Origin of the sequence: Micromonospora sp. NPDC005215, assembly GCF_040607915.1 — a bacterium.
In the GTDB taxonomy this organism is placed as follows: domain Bacteria; phylum Actinomycetota; class Actinomycetes; order Mycobacteriales; family Micromonosporaceae; genus Micromonospora.
On record NZ_JBEXHQ010000015.1, the window covers coordinates 99990 to 125186 of the forward strand.

Below are 25197 nucleotides of genomic sequence, written 5' to 3' on the forward strand. Positions count from 1 at the left end.
GGCACCGTCCCACCGAGAAGGAGACGCGCGTGCACACCCTGCGCCGCCGCGCCGGCAGAGTCCGCCGGCCCACAGTGAGGGCCGGCCTCACCGCCCTCGTGCTGATCCTGTCCGCCCTGGTCGCCACACCCGCACGGGCCGCCGACGCGGTCGACGACCCGATCCCGGAGATGCCGATCCAATCCCGCCTCGGGCTGGTCCTCAGCGAGTACGCCAGCTTCCCGCAGTCGTACCCCACTCCCGCGCCGACCGACGCGCGGCTCATGCGTACCGCGCGGATCAACACCGTCATGGAGCTGCCCGACGGCTCCGGCCGGCGGGCGGTGCCCGACCTCAACGGCAGCCTCTACCTGGTCGAGGGCGGCGTGCCGCACGTCTACCTGGACGTGGCCGCGACGTTCGCGCCGCGGTTCTTCTCCGGTCGTGGGCTCGGTCAGGGCTTCGGGTACGTCGCGTTCCACCCGGAGTTCGGGGTGAACGGCCGGTTCTACACCATCCACACCGAGTTGGCGTCGACGACGACCGCCACTCCGGACCACGCCCAGCCCAACACGCTCTTCCACGGTGTCATCACGGAGTGGACGGCGACCGATCCGGCCGCCGCCACCTTCGCCGGTACGCACCGCGAGGTGCTGCGCATCGGTTTCGGCGGCCAGGTACACGGCATCCAGGAGATCAACTTCAACCCGACGGCCAAGCGCCACGACCCTGACTACGGCCTGCTGTACCTCGCCGTCGGCGACGGCGGTCAGGGCGCGCGCAACACCGACCCGCAGAACCTGGCCCTGCCCCACGGCAAGCTGCTGCGCATCGACCCCCGGGGCACCAACTCCGCGAACGGGCGCTACGGCATCCCACCGGCGAACCCGTTCGTCGGCCGGGCCGGCGCGCTCGGCGAGATCTACGCCGTGGGTTTCCGCGACCCGCACCGGTTCAGCTGGGACCGGGCGACCGGCCGGATGTACCTCGGGCACATCGGTGAGCACGCCGTCGAGGCGATCTACGAGGTCCGCGCCGGGGACAACTTCGGCTGGAGCGAGCGTGAGGGCTCGTTCGTCTTCGACAGGGCGGCCACGAACCCCTGCGACCGGCTGCTCCCACTGCCCGCCGACGACGACCGGTACGGCTACACGTACCCGGTCGCCGCGTACGACCACGACCCCGCCGCCGGCTGGAACTGCACCGACGACGTCGGTGTCGCGGTGGCCGGCGGGTTCGTGTACCGGGGGCGGGCGCTGCCCGCGCTGCGCGGCAAGTACGTCTTCGGCGACCTGGTCGACGGCCGGGTGCTCTACACCGAGGCGAACGAGATGCGCCGGGGTCGAGGGCTGGCAACGATCCACCAGCTCGCGCTCTTCGACACGGCGGGCACCCCGGTCCGGATGCGGGACCTCTCCGGACCGGGCGCGCCCGGCGACCCCAACCGGGTGGACCTGCGCTTCGGCACCGACGCCGCCGGTGAGCTCTACCTGGTCGCCAAGGCCAACGGGAAGATCTGGAAGGTCACCGGTACGCGGGAGTTCGCCAGCGGCGACGTCGGCGACACCACAGTGCGCCGCACCGCCGGGGCGTCGAACTGGGCGCCGGTGACCCCGGCGAAGTGGCAGTTCACCCGCGACCAGGTCATCCTCGCCGAGGCCGGCGAGAGCCGACCGGGCCCGCGTCGGCCGTTCGAGTACGCCGTGCTGACCGCCGGCCCGGCGTGGTCGTCGGTGCAGGTCGACGCACGGGTACGGCTGGACACCCCGGTGGAGGTCACCAACCGTGACGTGATCATCATCTTCGGCTGGCGGTCGGACACCGAGTTCTACTATGCCCACCTGTCCACCGACAACACGATCTATCCGCACAACGGCATCTTCAAGGTCGACAACGCCGACCGGGAGCGCATCGACCACCAGTGGAACGGCCGTTCCCGGGGCGCGAACCCGGCGATCACCGATGCCGACTGGCACCGCGTCCGGGTGGTGCACCTGCCGGCCACCGGCGAGATCGCCGTCTACGTCGACGGGCACCGGGACCCGCTGCTGACCGCGAGGGACACCACGTTCGGCTCGGGGCGGGTGGGCTTCGGCTCGTTCGACAACGTGGGCCGGGTACGGAACCTGACGGTGACCGGCACGCCGGCCTGAGCCGTGTCGCGGTGGGGACGGCGGCGTTCGTGCCGCCGTCCCCACCGGGTCATCCGTCGACCTGCCCCGCAGGACCCGGTCCGCTTCGTAGAATCCCTGCCATGCCGGAGATCGTCGAGTTGCTGGCCTCGCCCGTGCACCGCTTCCTGGGCCGGCCCGCCGACGGCCCCGCGCCGGCCCCACCCGGTGAGCTTGTCGACGCGGTCCGGATCCGGGCACACCTGGGCATCGTCGGCGACCGGTACTTCGGCCAGCAGGCGCACCGCGACGCCAGCGTCACTGTCATCGCCCAGGAGTCACTGCCGGTCGGCATCGGCCTGGCGGAGGTCCGGCGCAACATCCTCACCACCGGGATCGCCGTGGACGAGCTGATCGGCAGGGTGCTGGTCCTGGACTCCGGAGACGGCCCGGTGAGCCTGCGGGTCAACCGGGCAGCCCGGCCCTGCGCCTGGATGGACGTCACCGTCGGCCCGGGGACCTGGAAGGCGTTACGCACCACCGGCGGCATCCGCTGCACGCCGCTCAACGACGGAACCCTGCGCATCGGACCGGTCGACGCCGTGGTCAGCTGAGGAAGAGCGTAACCCGCCGGGGCGGCTCAGCTCGACGACCTGGTGGTGGCGGCCCGGCTGGCCGATTCGCCGAGGTGACGCCCGCAGCCGCCGGCGCGTGGTAGAACCGACACGCGCACCGGTTCGCGAGCTGCGGGCAGAGCCGGGCCGACCGGACGGGACCTGATCCGAACGGAGGTGGTGGATTGATCCCCGAGCTGCGGCAGCTCATCGAGGAGCTGCGGGTGGATCTGGCCGACCAGCCGGCGAGCCTGGCGTTCGCCGAGTTCGCCGAGGGTGCCGCCATCGATGCCGTTCCGGCGGGTCTGCCTGACGATCTGCGGGATCTGCTGCTTGTCGCCGACGGGCTGCGCGCCGGTCGGGTCGAGCTGGCGTCCACGTCGACCCTCACGGGAATCCAGTACCACCTCGACTACGCGCCGGACTTCTCGTCGATCCCCGAGGACCGGGCCGGCTGGCTGGTGGTCGGCACCCGGAGCGACGAGCCGATCTTCATGGACCGCGGCACGGGTGCCATCTGGTACTTCCCACCGAACGGCACCGAGTGGTTCATGTCCGACGCGTTCGAGGAACTCGCCCCCGACCTCGGCTCCTTCGTGGACTACTACGTGCTCGGCCCGGGTTACGCCGAGCTGACCCCCGGCGACGACAGGTGGTTCGCGTTCCTCGACGAGCAGGGCCTGCTCGACACCGACGACGAGACCTGACCTCGGTCAGACCGGGCTGACGTGCGCGGCGAGGACCCGCCAGCCGTGCGGGTCGTCGTGGACCCAGGTCCGGGTGTAGCGCAGGCGCGCCGCGAACGCCGTCCCATCGAACACCCCAGCCACCCGGCCCAGGAAGAACGTCACACCGGTCTTTCCGACGACGAGCAGGTCCAACTCCTCCTCGACCAACTCCTCCACCACCGAGCGGCGGTCCCGGTGGGCGGCCAGGTCCTCCTGCTTGGTGTACGCCCGGCCGTCCGGGCCGATGGCGATCAGCTGGTCGACGAGCAGTTGGTCGAGGGCGGCCACGTCGCCGGCCCGCTGGGCGGCCTGCAGGGTCCGCTCGGCATCGAGCAGCTCTGCCTCGCGTGCGCTGTCCGGCATCGGTGGTGTCCTCCCGATCGGTGTCGACCCGGCGTCACCATCGGCCCGGGCTGTCCGCATTGTGGCAGCCAGCGGGGCCCCGAGCGGGCGGATCGCCGGCGGCGGTCACAGGCTCAGGCGAATCCGCACGACGGTCTCGCCGGGGCTGGTGAGAACGGCGACCTCGTCGCAGATCTGCTCCACGATCGCCAGCCCTCGACCCCGGATCGCGTCGGCGGCCGGCATGCGCCGACCCAACGCCCGCGTCTGCCCCCGGTCGACGACGTCGCAGAACAGGTGGCCCGACTCGGCCCAGAGACGGACCCGGCCGCCGCCGGTGGCGTGCTGCAACGTGTTGGTGGCCAACTCGCTGACCGCCAGGGTCAGCAGCTCGACCCGATCAGGTGGCAGGCCCCGGGCCAGCGCCCCGACGCTGACGAACGCGCGGAGCGCTCGCACGTCCGTCGCGACCTGGTACGACATGGTGTCCATGAGATGGGCGGGGACGCTCTGCTCGGCCACGGCCTCCGGTCGCTCGGCCGGCATCAGCCCGCCATCCGCGGGTTGACGGCGAGCGTCACCACGACAGGCCCGGGTGCGGGGAACGTGCGAGCCGCGAAGTGCACCATCGGGCAGCAGCAACCCTTCTCCTAGCGACAGCTGGTTGTCGGCACATCATGTCACCTGTTGGCGCGCTGGCTGTCCCACCCGTTCGGCGGTCGATCCGGCGACGCCCGGTCACATGCCGGCCGCACCCCCGTCTGCTGGCCATGTCGGTCCGGGGAGCCGGGTCGGTCAGGGGGCCGGGTCGAAGGCGATGGACTCGCTCAGCTCGCGCCACCGCGCGTCGGACGTGGCCAGCGCCTCCGCGGCGGCCGAAGCGCCCGCCACGGCATCCGCGCCGAGCAGCAGCCGCAGGGGCGGGTCGTCGACCCGGGTGATTCGGATGATCGCCTGGGCGGCACGGGCCGGGTCGCCCGGCTGGTTGCCGCTGGCCTGGCGTAGCCGCTGCACGGCCGGATCGATGACCGGCCGGTACGGATCGCTGATTGGCAACATGCTCATCGACGAGCCGGCCCAGTCGGTCCGCAACGCGCCCGGCTCGACGCTGGTGATCCGAATCCCGAACCCTTCGACCTCCTTGGCGAGCACCCCGGAGAAGCCGCTCACCGCCCACTTGGCGGCCTGGTACGCGCCCAGGCCGGTGCTGGCGACCCGGCTGCCGACGCTGGAGATCTGGAGGATGTGCCCGCGCCCCTGAGCGCGCATCGCCGGCAGGGCCGCGCGGGAGAGATTGACCACCCCGTAGAAGTTGGCCTCGACCTGGGCCCGGAAGTTGCCCTCCGGCATGTCCTCGATCGCGGCGACGTCGGCGTATCCGGCGTTGTTGACGAGGATGTCCAGGCTGCCGAACGTGTCCACTGTGGTGCGGGCGACGGTGTGGGCGGCCGCGGGGTCGGTGACGTCGAGGGCCACCGTCCTGACCCGGTCGCCGTACTTGTCGCTGAGGGCGTCGAGCTGGGCCGGGTTGCGGGCGGTGGCGACCAGGTGGTCGCCGTCGGCCAGCACGGCCTCGGCGAGCGCCCGACCGAGACCCCGGGAACACCCGGTGATGAGCCAGACTCGCGGCACGTGGTCTCCTCCGGTCGGGCGGGTCGGCGGCTGCTACGGGCGGATGTCCAGCGCGCCGACCAGGTCGTCGCGCAGGGTGAACCGGTAGCGCAGTTCGATCGGGCTGCCGGGAAAGTCGCCGGACACCCGGGTGCGGACCAGGTACGAGTCGCCCGCCTGCGGTGTGACACCGAGCGGCTCGGCCGTGTACGAGTAGGCATCCATCGTCTTCTGCCGCCAGGCGCGGATCGCGGCCCGTCCGTCGTAGAGCCGGTCCTCGTCGGCGACCCTCGCGGTGTCCGCGAAGCAGGCGACGAAGGCATCCAGGTCCCGGTCGTCGACGGCCCGGAAGTACCTGTCGATCACGTCGGGCAGGTCCACCGCCATCTGCTCCTCCTGCGGCACGGGCCGCCGTCGGCAGCCGTCGGGTTCCCGGTCCGACCTCACCGTACGAGAAGCGGACGGCACCGCGCGGAGCAACGAACAGACCGGCCGGGCGCGATCCGGGCGTGCCGCCCACGGCGCGGTGGTCGTCCGGGCCGGTGGGCGGGGGTTTGCTGCCGGTGGGTCGGGGTAGGCACGGCTTTCCGGAACGAAGGGCGGTGGCATGGCCGAGCTGAGGTTCGTCGACAAGGTCGCGGCGCGGGCGGGGATTCCGCCGGAGCAGGCGCGTCCACTGACCGAGGCTGTTCTGCGGACCCTCACCGAGCGCCTCAGTGGCGGTGAGGCGGGCGCGTTGGCCCCCCACCTGGCCAACGAGCTGAGCCCGCTGCTGGTCAAGGCCGCGGAGCCGCCGGAAGCGTTCGGCTACGACGAGTTCCTGCGCCGGGTGGCCGACCGCGCCGGGATCGACCGGCCCGCCGCCGAGCGGGGCGCCCGCGCCGTCCTGCAGACGATGCACCGGGTGGTCGGGCACCGGGAGTTCGAGGATGCCCTGGCCCAACTCCCGTCGGAGCTGCGGGCGCTGGCGCAGCCCCTGCCGCACGGCCCCTGACCGACGCGGGTACCGCCGGACGCCCAGGCATCGATGACCGTTCGGTCCCTGGCGTGCCGGGCGCGACGCCGGATCTACTGTGCGTGACCGATCGAACGCGCAGTGGTGTTGCCCGGCCGTGCCCCCGTGCCGGGAATGCGCTGCTCCGATGCGAGGAGCGTCCCTTGACGTCCGTGGTGTCCCCGCGTTCCCTGCTGACCATCGTGACGACGACCGCCGTCGCCCTGACCACCCTCGCTCCCACTTCCGCCACCGCCTCCCCGCGCACCTACCGGGTCGTCGACCTCGGCACCCTGAGCGGAGGCGACGGCGCCGCGACGGCGATGAACGACCGCGGCGACATCGTCGGCTGGAGCACCGTCGCCAGCGGGGCTCGGCACGCCGTGCTCTGGCGACACGGCGTCATCACCGACCTGGGCGTACTGCCGGGTGACACGGATTCCACCGCCGTGGACGTCAACGAGTTCGGCGACGTGGCGATCACCTCGTTCGGTGCCGACTACCTGACCCGCGCGGTGCTCTGGCGTGCCGGCCGACTCGTCGACCTGGGCACCCTGGGCGGGGAGAACAGCGTGGCGATCGGCGTCAACGACCGGCGGCAGGTGCTCGGCACCAGCGAACCCGCCGGCGACATGCCGCACCGGTTCCTGTGGCGGAACGGCTCCTTCACCGACCTGGGTCGGCAGTACTTCTACGAGTTCACCGCCGACGTCAACAACGCCGGTGACGTGGTGGGCGGGTTCAACGTGCCGCCGCAGGACTATCCGTGCACCTGCGTCGGCGGCCGGTTACGCGACGGTGTGCTCACCCAGATCGGCGGCGAGGCCCTCGGGATCAACAACCGGGGCCAGGTGGTGGGCGCGGCCAACGGGCGGGCCTTCCGCTGGCAGAACGGGACACTGACCGACCTGGGCACGCTCGGCGGCGACTGGAGCCGGGCCACCGCGATCAACGACCGGGGCGACGTGGTGGGGCAGAGCACCACCACCGCGCAGTGGCACCCGTTCCTCTGGCACAACGGGGTGATGACCGACCTGACCACGCGGGGCGTGCTGGAGACCGACTCGATCGAGGACATCAACATTCGGGGTCAGCTGGTCGGCGCCCGGGGGAACCGGCCTGTGCTGTTCCGCTGAGCGTCGGTCGTCAGCCGGCGCGGCGGTCCGGGGCGTGGCCTGACCCGCCGGTCAGACCACGCCCCTCGCCGAGGTCAGCCGGTTACCCCGCTGCCGACCACCCACTTCTGATGCGCCCCGCCCGAGTACGTGCCGAGCTGGATCTGGGTGCCGTTGGCGGTGCTGCCGCCGGCGGCCTCCAGGATCTTGCCCGACTGCGGGTTGCGGATCGACCCGTCGGACTGCGGCTGCCAGACCTGCGCGCCGGTACCGTTGCAGGTCCAGAGCTGGACCTTCGTCCCGTTCGCCGTGCCGCCGTTGTCGATGTCCAGGCACTTGCCGAGGACCCGGTACGTGTCGTCGACCCGCGTCCACGACTGCGCGGCGGTGCCGTTGCAGGTGTAGAGCTGGATCTTCGTGCCGTCGGCCAGGCCGGAGTTGTCGACGTCCAGGCACTTGCCGCCGACGCCGGTGATGGTGCCGCCGGTCGGCGGCGGAGGACTGCCCGGGATGAAATTGAGCGTGTACCACGCCTCGGTGCTCCACAGTGACTGGCCGCTGGTGGAGGTGAACGGGCGCGGCGAGCGCAGGTGCACCACCCGGCCGGCCTTGCGACCGGGCACCGTGAGGCTTACCTTCTTTCCGTCCGACGAGAGGGTGGCCGAGGTGACTGTCAACGTCTCCTCGTCGATCTTCGGCCCGCCGTAGTTCGACGTCGCCACGTACCGCCACTGCTTGATCTTGTAACGTGCGGCCAACTCGGCGGCGGTCTCCGTCGAGACGGGCTGGGTGTACTCCACCTCGAAGCCGGTCGTGGTGGCCCGCATGGCGAGCATCTCGAACGCGGTGGTGCTGGTCGGGGTCAGCTTCTGCAGGCCGTACGACAGCTTGCCGGTCTGACCCCAGTTGCCGCCCGCGCCGAGCCCGCCGACGTAGATCGCGCCGTCCGGGCCGACGTTGACCTCCGAGACGCCCGCCTCCAGGCCCTGGGTGAGCCGGAACAGGGCGCCCTGGTACTCGCCGTTGACCTTCTCCACATTGGCCCGCTGGAGGCCGCCGTACGTCACGTCGCCGATGACGAACTGGCCGGCGTAACGGCCGCTGGTCAGGTACAGCGGCGTGCTGGGCGAGTTGGCGATCTCGTTCTGCGGCATCCAGAGCACCGGCTGGGTGACCTGGGCGGTGTCGAAGGGGCCGGCCGGGTTCGTGTAGTGGTTGAAGAACCGGCCCTGCTTGACGTGCAGCAGCTTCGACGAGGGCAGCCAGCCGCCCTGGTTGTCGGTGACGAAGATGCCGCCCTCCGGACCCCAACCGATGCCGTGCGGGGTACGCAGGCCGCCGGCGACGTAGCTGACCGCGCCGGTGTCCTTGTTGACCTTGAGGGTGGTGCCCCGGTTGACGGCGGGCTGCGGGTTGGTGGTGGCGCCGCCGGAGTTGATCGACACCGACAGGTTCAGGTAGAAGAACCCGTCCTGATAGAGCAGCCCGAACGCGAACTCGTGGAAGTTGCCGCCGTACGGCCAGGTGGCGACGGTGTCCAGGCGCTCGGCCACCTCGTCGCCGCCGGTGTTGACCAGGCGGGTCAGCCGCTGCTTCTCCGAGACGTACACGACCCCGTCGACGACCTTGAGCCCCTGCGGCTCCTTCAGGCCACCGGCGATCTTCTTCGTCGTCACGGCTCCCGGAGTGGTCGAACCGCCGGTGTTGCCGAGGATCCACACCTCACCGTCCTGGGAGGTGCCGGACTGGTCGCTGCCGCCCCAGGTCGAGATGACCAGCCGCCCGTCGGCGAGCCAGTCCATCCCGGTGACCTTCGGCTGGAAGCCGCTGGGCCGCAGATTGGTGAGCGTGTAGCCCGGGTGCACCCCGGTCAGCGGCAGGCCGTCGCCGGGGGTGTCGGCGATGCCCTCGCACTCCTTGCGGCCGGGCGCGGTCACCCGGACCACGCCGGCGTCGGTGCTCAACGCCGAGTTCGGTACGACAGCGAAGGACGACGAGCCGGGCGTCTTCCATTCCAGGGTGATCTGCTGCCCGCCGCCACGCTCGAAGTGGTCGATGCGCAGCGGGTGCAGGCCGGCGGTGAGGGTGACGGTGCCCTCCTTCGGCGGGGTCGCGCCGTGCAGGCCGTCGTGGTTGATCACGACGGTGTTGTCGATCGCCAGCTTGGAACCGTCGTCGCTGCTGAGCCGGAACGTGTAGCTACCGGCCTGGGTGGTGGTGATGTTGCCGAGCACCTGCGAGACGAAGTTGTCCTCGAAGCCGAAGTCGGACGCCGCGGTCCAGTTGATCGTGGACATCAGTCTGTCCACGTTGGGGGTCTGCGCGGGCTTGAGGGTGCACAGTTCGGAGAGCGGCACCTGCACGTCGAAGACGCGCAGCGTGACGCCCGGTTCCTGCGCGGGGGCGGCGGTCGCGGGGGCGGCCCAGAGGCCGGTGGTGAGGACGAGTGCGAGCGCACCCAGGACGGGATGGTGGAGTCGGCGTTGCAGGCGTGGGCCCATCGTTCCTCCAGGAGGCAGTGGAGTGCCCGACGGCAGGTGCGAGGCTGTGGTGAGGATGGCCGTCGGCCCCGGCTCCGTAACGTCCTCGACGCCGACGAGTGACATTGCGGAAACACCGGGTTGATGGATCGAGACATTAAGGTGTTTCGATTGGGCTGTCCATGGCTTCGCGTCGATACATCAAAAGTTCCCGCTGTCCGTGCGAAAGTCCGTGGTGGTACGCGAAGAATGCCCCCTGTGGAAGCGGCTTACCGCCGTCCGCGCCGGGCCGGACGACCGGTCTTGCGCGGGGGAGCGGCCTTGCTGGCCGGGGCACCGGCCTTGCGGGCGGGGCCGGCGGGCCGGCGGCCCGGCGTCGAGGCCCCGCGCGTGGCAGGTCGGCGGCGCGCCGCCACCAGCACGATCGCGGAGACCACGACCACGATCAGGGCCGGGACCAGCCAGGCCGGAAACCCGCCGCCGGACTTCTCCCCGGTGGCACCGGCCGGACTGTCCGTCGGAGCGCCGGTAGGACCCACCGGGCTGCCGGTCACCCCGGGGCTGGCCGATCCCTCGCCCTCGGCAAGGGCCAGCAGCGCCGGCTCCGGCCCGGCCGTGGGCGCCGTCCAGCCGGCCGGCGCCGCCGTGGTGCGCCCCTGGTAGTCGAAGGTGACGGTGCCGCGGACCGCCTCACCGTCGGAGGCGACGGAGAGGTAGCTGGCGGTGTAGCGGCCCTTCGCCGGCCAGTGCGCGACGGTCACCATGGCCGGGAACCCGGTGTGGTAGAGCCGGGGCTCGAACACACCGTTGACCATGAAGTATTCCGTGACCGGCTTGTCCAGTCGCTTGGGCTCACCGAAGGACCAGCCATTGTCCACCCGCGAGCCGTTCGGCCCGCTGATGGCGAAGTGCGCGTTGGCGGCCGGCTTCTCGGTGAAGTACAGGGCCAGCTGAGCCAGTGGCTCGCGCACCACGGTGCCGGTCAGCGGGGTGGAGGTCGCCAACTGGCCGTGCGCGGACGCCGGAGCGGCGGGCAGCAGCAGCGACACCACAAGCGTCGCGGCCACCGCCACCATCGCACGGCTCAGGGTGTTACGCGCAGTGACCAGTCTCGATCGCATTCGTTCATCATGGTCATTTCCCCTCCGCCGAACAAGACGTAGAGTTCTCCTCCCCGACGATCACCCCGACACCCGCCCCCCTCGCGTCGTTCGGAGTCCGCCCGTGTTCCTCCGTACCCCCGCCACCCGCACCTCTGTCGCCCTCGCCGCAGGTCTCCTCACCACCCTGCTCGTCGCTGGTTGTGGGCACGACGACGACCCCTCCGTGGCCACCCCCTCCGCGCCGGCCACGTCCGCCGCCCCGCCGAGCGCCGCCACCACCGCGCCGAGCCCGACGGCCAGCCCCAGCCCCAGCGCACCGGCAGCGGACCGCGAGATCGTCGTGACGATCGCGAAGCGGCGAATCAGTCCGCCGACCGGACGGGTCACAGTGGGTAAGGGCGAACTGGTCCGGATCACTGTCACCTCCGACGTGTCGGACGAGCTGCACGTGCACGGCTACGACCTGGGCACCCGACTGCCGGCCGGCAAGCCCGGCTCGGTGGAGTTCCGCGCCGACAAGACCGGGCTGTTCGAGGTGGAGACGCACGAGACCGAGCTGGTGCTGTTCCAGCTCGTCGTCCGCTGAGCGAGATGGCCACCCCCGCAACGCTGCTGGCGCACGGCGTCGGCGGCCGCCAGGACCTGCCGATCACGCTGCCGCAGTTGGTCGTGGCCGCCGCCCTGACCCTCGTCGTCACGTTCCTCGCGCTGGGCCTGCTCTGGCGCGAACCCCGACTCGACCGGGACGCGGCCGGCGGCCACCCGGTGCCCCGATGGCTCGCCCGGCTCATCGACTCGCCCACGTTCCGGTGGGCGTTGCGCGGGCTCGGCCTGCTCGCCGCCGCCTGGTTCTGCCTGGGTCTGCTGGGCGGGCCGGACACCGCGGACAACCCGACGGCCGGCGCGCTCTACGTGCTGCTCTGGGTTGGGCTGGCGCCACTGTCACTGCTGCTCGGCCCGGTCTGGCGGGTGCTCAACCCGCTGCGTACCGTGCACCTGCTCGCCGCGCAGGCGTTGCGCCGCGACCCGGACCGTGGGGTTCGTGACCTGCCGCCCGGTGTGGGCAGGTGGCCGGCCGCCGCCACGCTGTTCGGGTTCGTCTGGCTGGAGCTTGTCGCACCCGATCGGGCCACCCTGCCGGTCATCACCGCCTGGCTCGCCACGTACGCGGTGGTCATGCTGGTCGGGGCGGCGCTGTTCGGTGCCGGCTGGTTCGACAGCGCCGACCCGTTCGAGGCGTACAGCGCCCTGATCGGCCAGCTCGCCCCGATCGGCCGCGCCGCGGACGGCGTGCTGGTCTGGCGCAACCCGCTCGACGGGATCGCCGGGCTGCGGCCCCGCCCCGGGCTGGTCGCCGTGGTGATCGTGCTGCTCGGCTCGACAATGTACGACAGCCTCTCCAACGCGCCGGGCTGGCTGCGCTTCAGCCAGGAGAACGGCCTGCACCCGGCGGTCACCGGCAGCGGCGGACTGGTCCTGGTCATCGCCGCCGTCGCGGTGGCGTACCTGCTCGCCACCGCAGCCGCGGCCCGCATCGGCCGGGCCGACCCGGCCGACGCCCGAGCGGTGCCGGGCGAGATCGCCCACTCGATAGTGCCGATCGCGGTGGGCTACGTGGTGGCGCACTACTACTCGCTGCTGATCCTGGAAGGGCAACGCACCGTCGCGCTGCTCTCCGACCCGCTGGGCACCGGCGCCAACTGGCTCGGCACCGCCGACTGGGAGCCGCACACCGGGCTGGTCACGCCCTCCGGGGTCGCCACCCTCCAGATCACCGTCATCATCCTGGGACACCTGGTCGGCACGCTGCTCGCCCACGACCGCGCCCTGTACCTGTTCCCCCGGGCCCGGGCGGTGGCCGGTCAACTCCCGCTGCTGGCGCTGATGGTCGCGTACACCGTCGCCGGACTGCTGCTGCTCTACGCGGGGTAGCCCCGACCGGCTCCGACCCGTGCGTCATGATGGCCCGTGGACTCCGACCTTCAGCACTACCTCGACAACCTGGTCGCCGCCGCCCGCGACGTGCTCGGGGCCGACCTGGTCGGCGCGTACGCGGCCGGCTCGGTCGGGCTCGGCGCGTACCAGGCCGGCCGCAGCGACGTGGACGTGGCGTTGGTCAGCGCCGGGCCGCTCGCCGACGCCGCCAAACGGACGCTTGTGGCCCGGCTGCGGCACGAGACCCTGCCCTGCCCGGCACGCGGGCTGGAGCTGGTCGCCTACCGGCGTGCGGTGGCCGCCTCCGGGACCCCCGAGGCGGGCTTCGAGGTCGAACTGAACACCGGCTCCGGCATGCCGTTCCGGTGCACCCTCGACCCCGCCGACCGACCGGCCGCCGACGGCCGCTTCTGGTACGGGCTGGATCGCAGCATCCTGCACCAGAGTGGACTGCCGCTGCTCGGCCCGCCGGCGGGGGAGGTCTTCGCCGACCTCACCCCCGCCGACCTGCGCCGCCTGCTCGTCGACGCGCTGTCCTGGTGGCTGGCCCTGCCGACCCCGCCGGACGACCAGCCCGCGCCCGGCACGGAGGACGCCGTGCTCGGCGCCTGCCGATCGCTGGTGCGCCACCGCGACGGCGTCTGGCTGGCCAAGGTCGCCGCCGGTCAGCGGCTGATCGACACCGACGACTCGGCCGAGGTGATCCGCCAGGCGGTCGCCGCGCGGCACGGCGGACCGCCGCCCACCGGAGCGAAGGCCCGCGCCTTCCAGCAACGGGTACGCGCCGAGATCGCCGCGTAGCGGGGCCGGGCAGCCCGGTAGCCGTCGTAGCCGCCAGCCGCGCGGAGGTCAGCGGACCGGGCGGGACGTGAGCGAGGCGAAGAGCAGGTTGAGCCCTTCGGTCATGGTCGGGTGGGTGATGATCGCGTCGCGCAGGGCGGTCCACGGCATCCCGGCGAGCATGGCCAGCTGCACCGAGGTGATCACCTCACCGGCCTCGGCGCCGAGCAGCGCCGCGCCGAGGATCCGGTCGGTGCTGGTGTCGATGACCGCCTTCCACATGCCCTCGGTCTGGCGCAGGGTGCGCGCCCGGGGGATCGCGGCGACCGGCAGGTGGGCGACCTGGATGTCGTACCCGGCGCGACGCGCCTCGGTTTCGGTGAGTCCGACCCGGGCCAGCTCCGGGGTGGTGAAGACGGTGTACGGGATCAGCCGGTCGGCGGTGCTGCGTTGCCCACCCGCGAGGTTGGCCCGGATGATCCGGTAGTCGTCCAACGAGACGTGGGTGAACTGCGGGCTGCCGGCGACGTCACCGGCTGCCCAGGTCCGTTCGGCGCTGGTGCGCAGGTACTCGTCGACAAGCACGAAGCCCCGTTCGGTGCGGCGTACGCCGGCCGCGTCCAGGTCGAGCCCGTCGGTGACCGGTTCCCGGCCGGCCGCCACCAGCACGTCATCCCCGGTCACCAGGCTGCCGTCGTCCAGCGTCACGCGCAGTGTGCCGGTGACGTCCCGGTCGACGCGGGCGACCGCGACGCCGACGCGCACGTCGATGCCGTCGTCGACGAAGACGCGGAGTACCGCGTCGCTGACGTCGGGATCCTCCCGGGTGAGCAGTCGCGGGCCGCCCTCGACCAGCGTCACCGCGCTGCCGAACGACGCGAACATCTGCGCGAACTCCACCCCGACGGTGCCGCCGCCGAGCACCACCAGCCGGGCCGGCAGCCGATCCAGGCGTAGCAGCTCGTCGCTGGTCAGCACCCCGGCCTCGGCCATGCCGGGCACCGATGGCAGGTGCGGACGCGTACCCGTGTTGATGACCACGTCGTCGCCACGTAACAGTCGCTCACCGCCGTCGGCGAGGGACACCCGTACGGTCCGGGGGCCGACGAACCGGGCCTCGCCGATCACCAGGTGCAGGCCGGAGTCGAGGAACTGCTGCCGGTTGGCGGCTACCATCCCCTCGACGACGTCCTGCTTGTGCGCGCGCAACAGGTCCACGTCGACCCGGCCGCCCTCGACCGTCAGGCCGAGCGCGGCCGCGTTCCGCAGGTGACGTGCCGCCCGTGCGCTGGTCACCAGGGCCTTCGTCGGGATGCACGCGACGTTGATGCAGCTGCCGCCGATCATGCCGCGTTCGACAGTGGCGACCCGTTGCCCGGACCGGGCGACGTCCATGCTCAACGTCTTCCCGGCCTTGCCGCCGCCCACGACGAGCAGGTCGAACTCCTCCGGTCGGTCGGTCACCGGGCGCTCCTCTCGGTCACCGGGCAGGCCGGCGGCCACCGCTGGTACGCGGCGGTCAGCCCAGCCTGCCAGTTCCGAGGAGATCGGCGGCCCGGTTCAGCGCAGAATCGTCCCAGGTCCGCCGCCGCCGATGGGTGGTGGTGGGTGGGGTGAGGGATCATCGGTGGATGGCTGATGTCCCACTTCGGTTCCGGGCACGGGTCCGCCACGAGCCGGACCGCTCCTACGCGGTGCTTGTCGAAGGACCCGAAGGAGAGGTGCAGGTCGGGGTCACCCGCAGCATGCGGGAGGTGCGCACGGTGGCCCGCGAGGGCGCGGCTCGCCTGTTCGGTGTGCCGACGGATCGCATCGCCGGTCAGCACCTGGACGTGGTGGTCCCGCAGCCGCCGTACGGGCGTGACGGGCAGTGGGTGCGGGTCGTCTCGGCCGGTGAGTCCACCGCCGCGGAGGACGTCGCCGACCTCGGGGTGGCGGGGCAGGCCCACTGGTACGGCCACGAGGGTGCCTGGTTCGTCACCGTGGCCGGCTCCGGCACCGCCATCTATCCGGGGGAGTGTCTCGACTTCGGTCCGGTCCTCACCGACGCTGAGGTCGCCGAGTTGGAGAGCTATCTGGTACCCCGACCTTCTGCCTGAGGTCCGGAGCCCTTGACGACGACCGTCCCGGGCCCGTGCGAAGTTCGCTCCGGGTCCGGGACGACAGTGGCCGAGGTCAGTGCCGGGTTGCGCCGTTCTCGCTGACCGGCTGCCCGAAGGCGAGGAACGGCACGGGCGTCGGGGCGTCCGGCCGGGTGAAGATCCGCTCGGGCTCCTGGAGGTGCCCGTCGGGGGCGGTCGTCCGGTCGGCGGACGCGGCCACCGGCTCGTCCACAGTGGTCGGCCCGTCGGTGCGCTCACCCTCGGACCGGTCGGTACCGGGCTGGTCGGCCCTCGACTGACCAGTGCCGGACTGGTCGTCGCCGGGTTGGTCGCCCTCGGCCCGTCCACCACCGGCCCGCTCGACGTAGGGCCGGTCCGCGCTGGGCCGGTCGAGGTGCGACCGGGCACTCACCATCGGGTACTCGGCGGTCGCCGGACCACCGGCCGCCGCCGCCATGACCGCGGCGCTGGCGAGTTCGGCCACCCGCTTCGCCTCGACCAGCACCCGGGCGCGTACGTCCTTGGCGTGCCGCTCGGCGGAGTCTCCGGCCCGACGGGCCTCCTCCAGCCGGGCGCTCTCGGCGGTCAGGTCCCGGCGGACCTCGCTGAGCCGCTGCTGCATGCGCGACAGCTCGTTCTCCAGCGTCTCGCCCTCCTGCTGGATCTCGGCGAGCTGCTGGCGGCCGGTGTTCAGCTCGGCGTGCAGCTCCTCGGCCTCCTGTCGGCGCTCCTCGATCTCCTGCTGGAGGGCGGTGAGTTGCTCCTGGTGACTGGCGGCCTGCTCGTCGGCCCTGTTACGCAGCTCGGTCACGTGCTGCTGCGCCTCGGCCAGCAGCGCGGCGATCTGCTGCTCGGTCGCGCTGCGCTGCTCGGCAAGCTCCTGCTCGGAGGCGGCCTGCTGCTCCGCGAGGTCCTGCTCGGCGGCGGTCCGCCGCTCGTTGACCTCCCGCTCCACGTTGGCCTGCCACTGGGCCATCTCCTGCTGGTTCTTGGAGCGGGCGGACTGGAGTTCCTGCTGGATCTGGGTGCGGGCCGACTTCATCAGCGCGTCGGCGGCGACCCTGGTCTGGTTGAGCTGCTGGGCGCTCTGCTCGGTGATCCGTTTCGCCTCGTGCTGGGCGCGCTCGTGGGCGGCCTCCCCGTCGGCGCGCAACTGCTCGGCGTGCTCGCGGATCGCTGTCAACTCGGCCTCGGCCAGGGTGCGCCGCTCCTCGTGCGCCTGCTCCTGTTCGGAACGTCGGGTCGCCAACTCCTCGGACAGGTCCTGCCGTGCCTGCGCGGCCCGCTCCCGGGTGTCGGCGAGGATCCGCTCCGACTCGCTGCGCAGCTCGTTCGCCCGGTCGGTGGCCGACTCGATGATCATCGCGGCCTGCTTGTCGGCGAGCGTCATGATCTCGGCGACCATCGGGCCCAAATCGTGGATCGAGGCGCGGTCCACCTGCACTGGTTGCTCCCGCATCTCGGCCAGTTCGGTGCGCAACCGCTGCACCTCGGCGGTCAACTCCCGGACCCGGACCGCGGACCGGCCGTGCTCGCCGCTCAGCATCGTGATCTGGCCGTCGAGCTGCTCCAGGTGCCGGTCCACCTGGCGTTTGTCATAGCCGCGCAGGGCGAGCTCGAAGCTCGGCCGCGAGGCCGCATCGTCGCGTACTGCGTGCGGCTCAGCGCCGATGGACATGCACCATCCTCCGTACGATCGGGGGCGTGAGGGTCGGCGGTCGCCTGCCCCGCGGGCCGTCAGTGTGGCGCAACGCTACCGCCGAGCCCGCGCCGAGCGTAGGCCCCTCCCACCGCTGTTCGCTCGAACACCCACCTCAGTCCGCGATCCGGGCCAGAGCTGGCGTCGATCCTGGAATCGTGGTGCCCGGGTGGCCCCGATCCGCGGCTCTTGTCCTTCAGCACAGCTGCGTGACCGACGCGGGGGACGGGTTGGGGACACACGTCGGCCGGTCGCGGTGGGCGACCGGCCGACGTGGTTTCGGGGTACGGGGTCAGCCTGCTACGGACTGGTTGTAGTCCTTGACCGGGCCGGCGAGGGACTCCTGCTGCTGCTGCAGAGCGGCGCGCGGTTCGGTGCCGCTGAGCACGGCTGCCTGCATGGCCTGCTCCGCGGCCTTACGGGCCTGCGGCATCGCACCGAGCAGGCAGCCCTGGGTGGCCTTGCTCAGCGGGGTGTTCTGGAGCTGGGTGATCGCGGTCTGGAACTGCGGCCGCTGGGCGACCCACTGCATGTCGACAGCGGTCTCCAGCGCGCCCTTGCTGATCGGGAAGTACCCGGTCGAGGTGTGCCAGGTGGCCTGCGAGTCCTTGTCGGACAGGAATTTCACGAACTCCCACGAAGCGCGCTTGTGCGCGTCGTCCTTGCCCTTGCCGACGACCCAGAGCGAGGCGCCGCCGATGATCGGGCCACCCGCGTCAGTGGCGTTGATCTTCGGGTAGTTGCCGGTGGCGATGTCGAACTTGCCCTCGGAACTCTTCAGGAAGCCGCTCAGCGAGCCGGTCGACTCGAGAGTCATCGCGACAGTGCCGGCGGTGAACGCGTTGTCCGCGGTGGTGGTGTTGCTGTCCAGCTTGGGCGCCAGGCCCTCGTCCACCATCTTCTTCCACCAGGCGAGCAGCTTGACGTGGTCGTCGGTGGCCAGCTTGACGGTGGTGCCCCGGCCGTCGCGGCCGTTGCCCTGGTCGCAGTACTCCTGGTTGCCGACGGCGGTCCACTGCTCCAGGAACCAGCCGTAGAGGGCAGCACCGAAGCCGTACTGGGTGACCCGGCCGTCGGCGTCCTTCACTGTCAGCTTGCGGGCCGCATCGGTGATCTCGTCGAGCGTCTTCGGCGGGTTCGCCGGGTCGAGGCCAGCCTTTGTGAACGCCGTCTTGTTCAGGTAGAGCAGCGGCATCGACGTGTTGAACGGCATCGAGTAGAGCTTGTTGTCGACCGAGTAGTAGCCGGCGATGTTCGGCTGGATGTCCGCGGTGGTGGTCTTGTCGGCATCCACGAACGACTGCACCGGCACCGTGGACTTGGAGTCGATCATGAAGCGGGTGCCGATGTCGTACACCTGCACCACGTCCGGCGCCTGACCGCTGTTGAGCGCGGCCTTGTACGCCGACAGCGTGTCGTCGTAGGTGTTCTTGAACTGGAGGTTGACCTTGACGCGACCCTTGTTCTTCGCGTTGAACTGGTCGGCGAGCTGCGTGAGCGCCTCGCCGTTCTTGCCGGTCATCGCGTGCCAGAAGTCGACCGACACCTCGCCCTTGCCATCCAGGGCGCTGGCGGCTGGGGCGTCCGTGCCGCTGCTCGCGTCGGTGCTGTTCGCCGTGGCCGAACCGCAGGCGGCGGCGGTGGCCGTGAGGGCGGCGAGCGAGAGCCCGACCGCTACCCGGCGCAGAGTGGTACGCACTGTTTCCTCCTACTACTGGGTTGAGAGAATTACTTGACCGCGCCGGCCGTGAAGCCCCGGACAAGCCAGCGCTGGCCGAAGATGACAAGCAGCAGCGTCGGCACCAGCGTGATGGTGATGCCGGCCAGGAGCACGGCGGGGCTGCCGCCCTCGTTGTCCTTGAGGGCGAAGACCGCGGTTTGCAGAGTGTTCAGAGAGTTGTTGCTGGACGAGATGATCAAGGGCCAGAAGTACATGTTCCAGCCCTGCAGGAACGACCAGACGGCGATCCCGATCAGTGCCGGTCGGCTCGCCGGCAACAGGATGGTGACCAGGAACCGCAGGTGACCACAGCCGTCGATGACGGCGGCCTCCCGCAGCTCCCGGGGAAACTGGGCGAACGCCTGACGCAGCATGAACACGCCGAAGCCGGTGGCCAGGAACGGCAGGACCAGGCTGAGTCGGCTGTCGTTGATGCCCAGCGAACGGATGAAGAGCGCGTTCGGCACCACGATCGACTCGTAGGGCACCATGATCGTGGCGAGGAACAGCCAGAAGATCGGCCTGCGCAGCGGGCCGCGCATGAAGACCAGCGCGTACGCGGCGAGGCACGACGTGATCAGGTGTCCGAGCATCACGCTGAGCCCGACGAAGAGCGAGTTCATGAAGGCCGGGGCCAGCGGCACCACCGGTTGTCGCCAGGCGGCGCGGTAGTTCTCCAGCGTCCAGTGCCCGTCGAAGAGCTGCGGCGGCCGGTGCAGCAGCGCGTTCGACGGCAGGAAGCCACCGAGCACGGTCAGCAGGACGGGGAAGAGCAGCACCACAGCGGCGATGCCCAGCCAGAGGTAGGTCAGGACGGTCGGTACCGGTCCGGGTCGGTTCGCGCTCCTGCTCACCGGTAGTGCACCCGCCTCTCGAGGACGCCGAACTGCACGACGGCGATCAGGACGCCGATCACCAGCAGCACCAGGCCCTGCGCGCTGGCCAGCCCGAAGTTGCTGTTGTTGTTGTGGAACGCGTTGTCAAAGATCGAATAGACAAGCGTGCGGGTGTGCCCGTTGGGCCCGCCGTCGGTCATGATCTGCACCTGGCCCAGCGCTTGGAGCGCGGCCAGGGTGGTGGTCACCACGGCGAAGAACAGGCTCGGCGAGATCATCGGCAGCACGATGCTGACGAACTGCCGAGGACCGGTGGCACCGTCCATCCGGGCCGCCTCCAACACCTCCTCGTCGACGCCGGCCAGGCCGGCGGCGAGCACGAGCAAATTGAACCCGGACACCATCCAGACGGTGACGCCGACGACGGTGGCCATCGCCCAGCCCGGCTCGGTGGTCCAGTTCGGCGCGGGAACGCCGAGCAGACCCAGCGCCCAGTTCACCGGCGAGATCCCGGGGTTCAGCATGATCAGCCAGACCACGCTGGCCGCCGAGACCGAGTAGGCGAACGGCAGGGCGAAGGCGGTCCGGAAGACCCGCATGCCGGGCAGTCGTTGGGTCATCGGCGCGGCGAGCGCGAGCGGCAGCAGCACGCCGGGCACCACGACCAGCACGGTGAAGACGAGCGTCTGCCAGAGCACAGTGCCGAATTGCGGCGTGAGCAGCTCCTGGAAGTGCGCCAGCCCCACCGACCGGGTCGGGTTGCCGAGAATGTCGTTGCCCCGGGTGGCCAGGTACACCGCCTGGAACAGCGGGAAGATCGCGAAGACGCCGAGGCCCGCCAGGCCGGGAAGGACGAAGAGTAGGCCGAGTGCCGTCTCCCGCGCCTGCGCCGGCGCGGCGGCCCGGCGGGTCCGGCCGGGGGGCCGGTCGGTACGGGCGGCGGGGCTGGCCGCGAGCAGAGTTGGAGCTGTCACGTCGGGCAGCCTGCACAGGCAGTGCGTCCGGGTGGGGTGGATCAGGTGGCGGATGGCTGACGCGTCAATGACATTGCCTACGCAGCGTCACATCACACAGAGAGAAATAGGAATGTACTGCTCAATGCCCCGGCCTTGCCCAAGCATTCGTGACTGTGCGTGTCGGTGGCGGGCGGGCCGCCACCGACACCCGTGCTCAGCGCCGCTTGGCGAGCAGCACCGCGTCGTGCAACGTGATCTGCGCACCGTCCGGGTCGGTGGCCGGACGGGGACGGGCCTCGGCGGCGACTATCTCCCAGCCGGCCGGGTCCAGAGTGTCGGCCACGTCCTGCGCGGTGAACATCATGTCCGGCATGTGCATCCGGCGCGCCGACGTCCACAGATCCGACGGGTGGTGCCCGACGATCAGCAGGACGCCGCCGGGCGCCACCGCCTCGGCCAGCCGGGCGAACAACTCCCGCCGTTGCACCGGGGGCAGGTGCATGAACTGCGCGGACACCAAGTCGTACGCCTGCTCGGCGGGCGGCTTGTCGCGCAGGTCGGCGTGGGTGAACTCGATCCGGTCGCCGACGCCGACGGTGTCGGCGTGCGCGGCGGCCCGGTCCAACGCCGTTGTGGAGATGTCCACCGCCGTCACCCGCCAGCCCCGCTCGGCCAGCCACACCGCGTCGGCGCCCTCACCGCTGCCCACGTCCAGCGCGCGCCCCGGGGGCAGGTCCGCGACCTCGGCGACCAGCTGCGGGTTCGGCCGGCCGCTCCACACCGAGGGCCGGGACTGGTAGCGCTCCTCCCACGCCGGCTCCTCGAACGCCGTGGCCACCACCTGCCGGTACGCGGTCACCGCCGCACGGGTGTCCTCGGCGATGAGATCGGCGTTGATTGCCGCGCCGGCGGTGAGGCCGGCGGCGGCGGACGTGATCACCTGGCCACGGATGTCGGCCACGTTGCCGGCCACCCAGACGCCCGGGACGCTCGTCGCGCCGGTGGGATCGGCCGGGATCTGGGCGCCGACGACGTGCTCACCCATCATCACCTCCTCCGGGGCGAGGCCCAGCCCCACCAGCAGGCTGGCGCGAGGAATCAGCCGCGTCGCGACGACCACCGCGTCCAGCGCCACCACCCGGCCGTCGGCCAGCCGTACGCCGGTCAGCGCGTCCTCGGTCACCTCCAGCGCGGCCACCGGACCCGGCACCACCGCGATGCTGCGGGCGGCGAGCCGTTCGGCGGTCTCCGCATCCGGCGCCGGGGCGTCGTGCAGCAGGAGCAGCACGCTGGGGCTCCACTGTCGCCACATCTCGGCCTGGTGCACGGCCAGCGGCCCGGTCGCCAGCACGCCGATCCGCTGGTCCCGGACCTCCCAGCCGTGGCAGTACGGGCAGTGCAGCACGTCGCGCCCCCACCGCTGGGCCAGGCCGGGCACGTCGGGCAGCTCGTCGGTCAGCCCGGTGGTCACCAGCAGTCGACGGGCCCGCACCGCGCTGCCGTCGTCGAGGTCGAGCCGGAAGCCGTCGTCGTCGCGGGTCGCGGCGTCCACCCGTCCGGCGCGGAACTGCCCGCCGTACCCGGCGACCTCGGCCCGCCCGACCGCGAGCAGCTCGCCCGGCGGCGTCCCCTCGCGTCCCAGGTAGTTGTGCACATGGCCGGCGGGCGCGTTGCGCGGCTCGCCGGCGTCGATCACCAGCACCGACCGTCGCGCCCGGCTCAGCGCCAGGGCTCCGCTGAGCCCCGCGGCGCCGCCGCCCACCACCACCACGTCGTACGTTGCGTCCACCGGTATCTCCCCTTGCTCGTCGTCTGGGACCACCATCCGTCGCAACCAGTCAGGCGGCAACTATCCTTGCCGTTATGGCAAAAGACGACGCCGTCGCGCTGGCGGGAGTCGGCCCTCGGCTGCGCGCCCTGCGCACCCAGCGCGCAATCACGCTGACCCAGCTCGCCGACCTGACCGGCATCTCGGTGAGCACCCTGTCCCGGCTGGAATCGGGTAGCCGCCGACCCACCCTGGAACTGCTGCTCCCGCTGGCCCGCGCGTACCAGGTGGCGCTCGACGAGCTGGTCGACGCACCGGACACCGGCGACCCTCGGGTACGCCCCAAACCCATCGTCAGGCACGGCATCACGTTCCTGCCGCTGACCCGCCGACCGGGCGGTCTACAGGCGTTCAAGCTGATCTTCCCGCCGGAGGCTCCCAGCGGTGATCGGACCCAGCAGACCCATGAGGGGTACGAGTGGCTCTACGTGCTCTCCGGCCGGCTGCGCCTGCTGTTGGGCGACAACGACCTGATCCTGACGTCGGGCGAGGTGGCGGAGTTCGACACCCAGGTCCCGCACCGCGTCCTCAACGCCGGACCGGGCACCGCCGAGGCGCTGATCCTCTTCGGGCCGCAGGGGGAGCGGCTGCACGTCCGGGCTCGACCGGCCGCGCCGCGCGAGCAGCCCGGTGATCGCTGAGCAGCGCGTCATCGCCCGCGTCCCGCGCCGTTTGTGGGCTGTTCCTACCCTCCGGTCATGACCACGGGGCGGGCGAGCGGGCTGAGTACGGTGCAGGGCTTCTACTGGCACGCCTTCCTGCTCGGAGATCGCCCGCTGGCGCGTCGCCTGCAACAGAGGGCGTTCGACCACCCCACCGCCGTGGGGGGTGTGTTGGTGGGAATGTTCGTCGTCGTGGTCGGCTGGCTCTGCCCCGGCCGGTATCACCCCGCCGAGATCAGCCAGTTCGCCGAGCGGGTGAGCAGGCACACCGGGGCGACGTACGGCGTCACCGCGGACGAGGTGGCGCGGATCATTCTGCGGGAGTTGGGAGAGCCGGCCGGCGACGAGGACGTCGGCCCCACGCATCCCGGCACCGCGGAGTTGGCGGTGATCATCACCGCGACACGTGATCTCGAACTCCGGCCGGGCGACATCGATAGCATGATCAGCAGCGCGGAGGGGCTCGCGAGGAAGTGGGGCACCGATCCCACCGCGTACCGTCCCGGGTTCATCATGCGGTGGCGCTTCGAGATCGCCGAGGGACGCAGGTACGGGCTCGCGGCCCGCAAACGGTGGAGCGCGGAGCGCATGGGCGCCTTCGTCAGCTGGATCCGGGACGACAGCGCCGGGTGAGGCGGCTGCGGGCCAGCGGTGCGAAGATGGCGCGATGACCGACGCGGCGTACCGTCACCGGAGCGACCGGATCGAGTACCGCGACATCATCGCGCACACGGTCCCGGGCTTCCGTCCACTGACGTTGGACCTTGTCGTGCCGGCGGAGGCTCCCGGTCCGGTACCGGTCCTGGTGTGGATCCACGGCGGCGCGTGGCTGTTCGGCTCGCCCAAGCAGCCGGCGGACTGGCTCATGGAGGTCGATCCGTTCACCGCGGCGATACGTGCGGGATTCGCGGTCGCCTCCGCGCAGTACCGGCTCAGCGGCGAGGCGCCCTTTCCCGCCCAACTCGACGACGTCAAGGCGGCGGTGCGCTGGCTGCGCCGCCACGGCGACCAGGTGGGCGTGGATCGCGCACGGATCGGCGTGTGGGGTGAGTCGGCCGGTGGGCACCTGGCCGCGCTTGTCGCGTTGACCGGAAACGATCAGGCCGACAGTCGGGTCGGGGCGGCCGTCTGCTGGTACGCACCGGCGAACCTGTCGACCATGCAGTCGCAGGCACACCCGGCCGCGACCATCGACCACGACGCGGCGGACTCACCCGAGTCCCTCCTGATCGGCGCGGCGTTGACCGAGCACCCGGAGCTGAGCCGGGCGGCCAGCCCGATCACCTACGTGACCGACCAGGCCCCACCCATGCTGCTGATCCACGGCGACCAGGACGTGGTCGTACCGGTGGGGCAGAGCGAGGAGTTCGCCGCGGCCCTGACCGCGACGGGTGCCGAGGTCGAATTGTTGGTGGTGCCGGGTGCCGACCACTGCTTCGGCGGAGTGCCGCTGGAGCCGCTGGTCCGCGACAGTCTGGCGTTCTTCAACCGGGTCCTGACCGCTTGATGGCCCGCGCCGGTGTCGCTCGTGCGGCCAGTGGCAGGATTAGTCAGACCGCGTCTCGTCCACTTTGACCGACTGTGCCGATCGCCGGGATCAGT

Annotated in this window: 24 protein-coding genes; 12 read left to right on the plus strand and 12 right to left on the minus strand. The window is 71.4% G+C overall.

The window, feature by feature from the left end; genetic code table 11:
* Positions 1 to 29: 29 nt before the first annotated feature.
* The 3 genes from ABZU25_RS14380 to ABZU25_RS14390 all read left to right on the plus strand — a co-directional run bounded on the left by ABZU25_RS14380 (position 30) and on the right by ABZU25_RS14390 (position 3411).
* Positions 30 to 2132: a PQQ-dependent sugar dehydrogenase gene (locus ABZU25_RS14380; RefSeq protein ID WP_355029782.1), complete on the plus strand. Its 2103-nt coding sequence runs from the start codon at positions 30 to 32 to the stop codon at positions 2130 to 2132.
* 101 nt (positions 2133 to 2233) lie between these two features.
* Positions 2234 to 2704, plus strand: a complete 471-nt coding sequence (locus ABZU25_RS14385; protein WP_355029783.1) for a molybdenum cofactor biosysynthesis protein — start codon at positions 2234 to 2236, stop codon at positions 2702 to 2704.
* A gap of 185 nt (positions 2705 to 2889) precedes the next feature.
* A complete protein-coding gene (locus ABZU25_RS14390) occupies positions 2890 to 3411 on the plus strand; it encodes a hypothetical protein (RefSeq protein ID WP_355029784.1) in 522 nt (173 codons plus the stop codon).
* A gap of 6 nt (positions 3412 to 3417) precedes the next feature.
* On the opposite strand, the gene ABZU25_RS14395 is transcribed toward ABZU25_RS14390, so the two are convergent.
* The 4 genes from ABZU25_RS14395 to ABZU25_RS14410 form a co-directional block, all read right to left on the minus strand.
* Positions 3418 to 3795 (minus strand): nuclear transport factor 2 family protein, encoded by a 378-nt coding sequence (locus tag ABZU25_RS14395; RefSeq protein ID WP_355029785.1) that lies wholly within the window; start codon positions 3793 to 3795, stop codon positions 3418 to 3420.
* Positions 3796 to 3900: 105 nt separating this feature from the next.
* Complete coding sequence (locus ABZU25_RS14400; RefSeq protein ID WP_355029786.1) at positions 3901 to 4320, minus strand: ATP-binding protein; 420 nt, start codon at positions 4318 to 4320, stop codon at positions 3901 to 3903.
* A gap of 249 nt (positions 4321 to 4569) precedes the next feature.
* Positions 4570 to 5406 carry an oxidoreductase gene (locus tag ABZU25_RS14405; protein ID WP_355029787.1) on the minus strand — a complete coding sequence of 279 codons (837 nt, stop codon included), beginning with the start codon at positions 5404 to 5406 and terminating at the stop codon, positions 4570 to 4572.
* Between the two features lie 33 nt (positions 5407 to 5439).
* The gene (locus ABZU25_RS14410; protein ID WP_355029788.1) at positions 5440 to 5772 is read right to left on the minus strand and encodes a nuclear transport factor 2 family protein; all 333 of its coding nucleotides are present in this window, start codon (positions 5770 to 5772) and stop codon (positions 5440 to 5442) included.
* A 220-nt stretch (positions 5773 to 5992) separates the two neighbouring features.
* Here ABZU25_RS14410 and ABZU25_RS14415 point away from each other — a divergent pair, with 220 nt between their 5' ends.
* On the plus strand, positions 5993 to 6379 hold the full coding sequence (locus tag ABZU25_RS14415; protein WP_355029789.1) for a DUF2267 domain-containing protein: 387 nt from the start codon (positions 5993 to 5995) through the stop codon (positions 6377 to 6379).
* A 173-nt stretch (positions 6380 to 6552) separates the two neighbouring features.
* Complete coding sequence (locus ABZU25_RS14420) at positions 6553 to 7515, plus strand: hypothetical protein (protein ID WP_355029818.1); 963 nt, start codon at positions 6553 to 6555, stop codon at positions 7513 to 7515.
* 74 nt (positions 7516 to 7589) lie between these two features.
* Here ABZU25_RS14420 and ABZU25_RS14425 read toward each other — a convergent pair whose 3' ends face one another.
* Together ABZU25_RS14425 and ABZU25_RS14430 are read right to left on the minus strand one after the other, a co-directional pair.
* Positions 7590 to 9995, minus strand: coding sequence for a ricin-type beta-trefoil lectin domain protein (locus ABZU25_RS14425; protein WP_355029790.1), 2406 nt, complete (start codon positions 9993 to 9995; stop codon positions 7590 to 7592).
* A gap of 248 nt (positions 9996 to 10243) precedes the next feature.
* Positions 10244 to 11095: a copper resistance protein CopC gene (locus ABZU25_RS14430; RefSeq protein ID WP_355029791.1), complete on the minus strand. Its 852-nt coding sequence runs from the start codon at positions 11093 to 11095 to the stop codon at positions 10244 to 10246.
* 103 nt (positions 11096 to 11198) lie between these two features.
* On the opposite strand from ABZU25_RS14430, the gene ABZU25_RS14435 reads away from it, so the two are divergent.
* From ABZU25_RS14435 to ABZU25_RS14445, 3 genes are read left to right on the plus strand one after another with little or no spacing between them, the layout of a single operon-like run.
* Positions 11199 to 11663, plus strand: a complete 465-nt coding sequence (locus ABZU25_RS14435) for a hypothetical protein (RefSeq protein ID WP_355029792.1) — start codon at positions 11199 to 11201, stop codon at positions 11661 to 11663.
* A gap of 5 nt (positions 11664 to 11668) precedes the next feature.
* Positions 11669 to 13009: a hypothetical protein gene (locus tag ABZU25_RS14440; protein WP_355029793.1), complete on the plus strand. Its 1341-nt coding sequence runs from the start codon at positions 11669 to 11671 to the stop codon at positions 13007 to 13009.
* A 36-nt stretch (positions 13010 to 13045) separates the two neighbouring features.
* Positions 13046 to 13813: a nucleotidyltransferase domain-containing protein gene (locus tag ABZU25_RS14445; protein WP_355029794.1), complete on the plus strand. Its 768-nt coding sequence runs from the start codon at positions 13046 to 13048 to the stop codon at positions 13811 to 13813.
* A gap of 48 nt (positions 13814 to 13861) precedes the next feature.
* Here the strand turns inward: ABZU25_RS14445 and ABZU25_RS14450 are convergent, their stop codons facing one another.
* Positions 13862 to 15256 (minus strand): FAD-dependent oxidoreductase, encoded by a 1395-nt coding sequence (locus ABZU25_RS14450; protein ID WP_355029795.1) that lies wholly within the window; start codon positions 15254 to 15256, stop codon positions 13862 to 13864.
* A gap of 167 nt (positions 15257 to 15423) precedes the next feature.
* Between ABZU25_RS14450 and ABZU25_RS14455 the strand changes: the two genes are divergently transcribed.
* Positions 15424 to 15891: a hypothetical protein gene (locus ABZU25_RS14455; RefSeq protein WP_355029796.1), complete on the plus strand. Its 468-nt coding sequence runs from the start codon at positions 15424 to 15426 to the stop codon at positions 15889 to 15891.
* Positions 15892 to 15967: 76 nt separating this feature from the next.
* On the opposite strand, the gene ABZU25_RS14460 is transcribed toward ABZU25_RS14455, so the two are convergent.
* The 5 genes from ABZU25_RS14460 to ABZU25_RS14480 form a co-directional block, all read right to left on the minus strand.
* Positions 15968 to 17572 carry a DivIVA domain-containing protein gene (locus ABZU25_RS14460; protein WP_355029797.1) on the minus strand — a complete coding sequence of 535 codons (1605 nt, stop codon included), beginning with the start codon at positions 17570 to 17572 and terminating at the stop codon, positions 15968 to 15970.
* Positions 17573 to 17885: 313 nt separating this feature from the next.
* On the minus strand, positions 17886 to 19292 hold the full coding sequence (locus tag ABZU25_RS14465; RefSeq protein WP_355029798.1) for an ABC transporter substrate-binding protein: 1407 nt from the start codon (positions 19290 to 19292) through the stop codon (positions 17886 to 17888).
* Between the two features lie 29 nt (positions 19293 to 19321).
* On the minus strand, positions 19322 to 20167 hold the full coding sequence (locus ABZU25_RS14470; RefSeq protein ID WP_355029799.1) for a carbohydrate ABC transporter permease: 846 nt from the start codon (positions 20165 to 20167) through the stop codon (positions 19322 to 19324).
* Positions 20164 to 21123 carry a sugar ABC transporter permease gene (locus ABZU25_RS14475; RefSeq protein WP_355029800.1) on the minus strand — a complete coding sequence of 320 codons (960 nt, stop codon included), beginning with the start codon at positions 21121 to 21123 and terminating at the stop codon, positions 20164 to 20166. The genes ABZU25_RS14470 and ABZU25_RS14475 overlap by 4 nt, the downstream gene beginning before the upstream one ends.
* Before the next feature lie 196 nt (positions 21124 to 21319).
* Positions 21320 to 22894 (minus strand): bifunctional NAD(P)/FAD-dependent oxidoreductase/class I SAM-dependent methyltransferase, encoded by a 1575-nt coding sequence (locus tag ABZU25_RS14480; RefSeq protein ID WP_355029801.1) that lies wholly within the window; start codon positions 22892 to 22894, stop codon positions 21320 to 21322.
* 74 nt (positions 22895 to 22968) lie between these two features.
* On the opposite strand from ABZU25_RS14480, the gene ABZU25_RS14485 reads away from it, so the two are divergent.
* The 3 genes from ABZU25_RS14485 to ABZU25_RS14495 are packed head-to-tail and all read left to right on the plus strand — an operon-like array spanning position 22969 to position 25102.
* The gene (locus tag ABZU25_RS14485) at positions 22969 to 23574 is read left to right on the plus strand and encodes an XRE family transcriptional regulator (protein WP_355029802.1); all 606 of its coding nucleotides are present in this window, start codon (positions 22969 to 22971) and stop codon (positions 23572 to 23574) included.
* A 57-nt stretch (positions 23575 to 23631) separates the two neighbouring features.
* A complete protein-coding gene (locus tag ABZU25_RS14490; RefSeq protein WP_355029803.1) occupies positions 23632 to 24228 on the plus strand; it encodes a hypothetical protein in 597 nt (198 codons plus the stop codon).
* 34 nt (positions 24229 to 24262) lie between these two features.
* On the plus strand, positions 24263 to 25102 hold the full coding sequence (locus ABZU25_RS14495) for an alpha/beta hydrolase (RefSeq protein WP_355029804.1): 840 nt from the start codon (positions 24263 to 24265) through the stop codon (positions 25100 to 25102).
* The last annotated feature ends 95 nt before the right edge of the window (positions 25103 to 25197 follow it).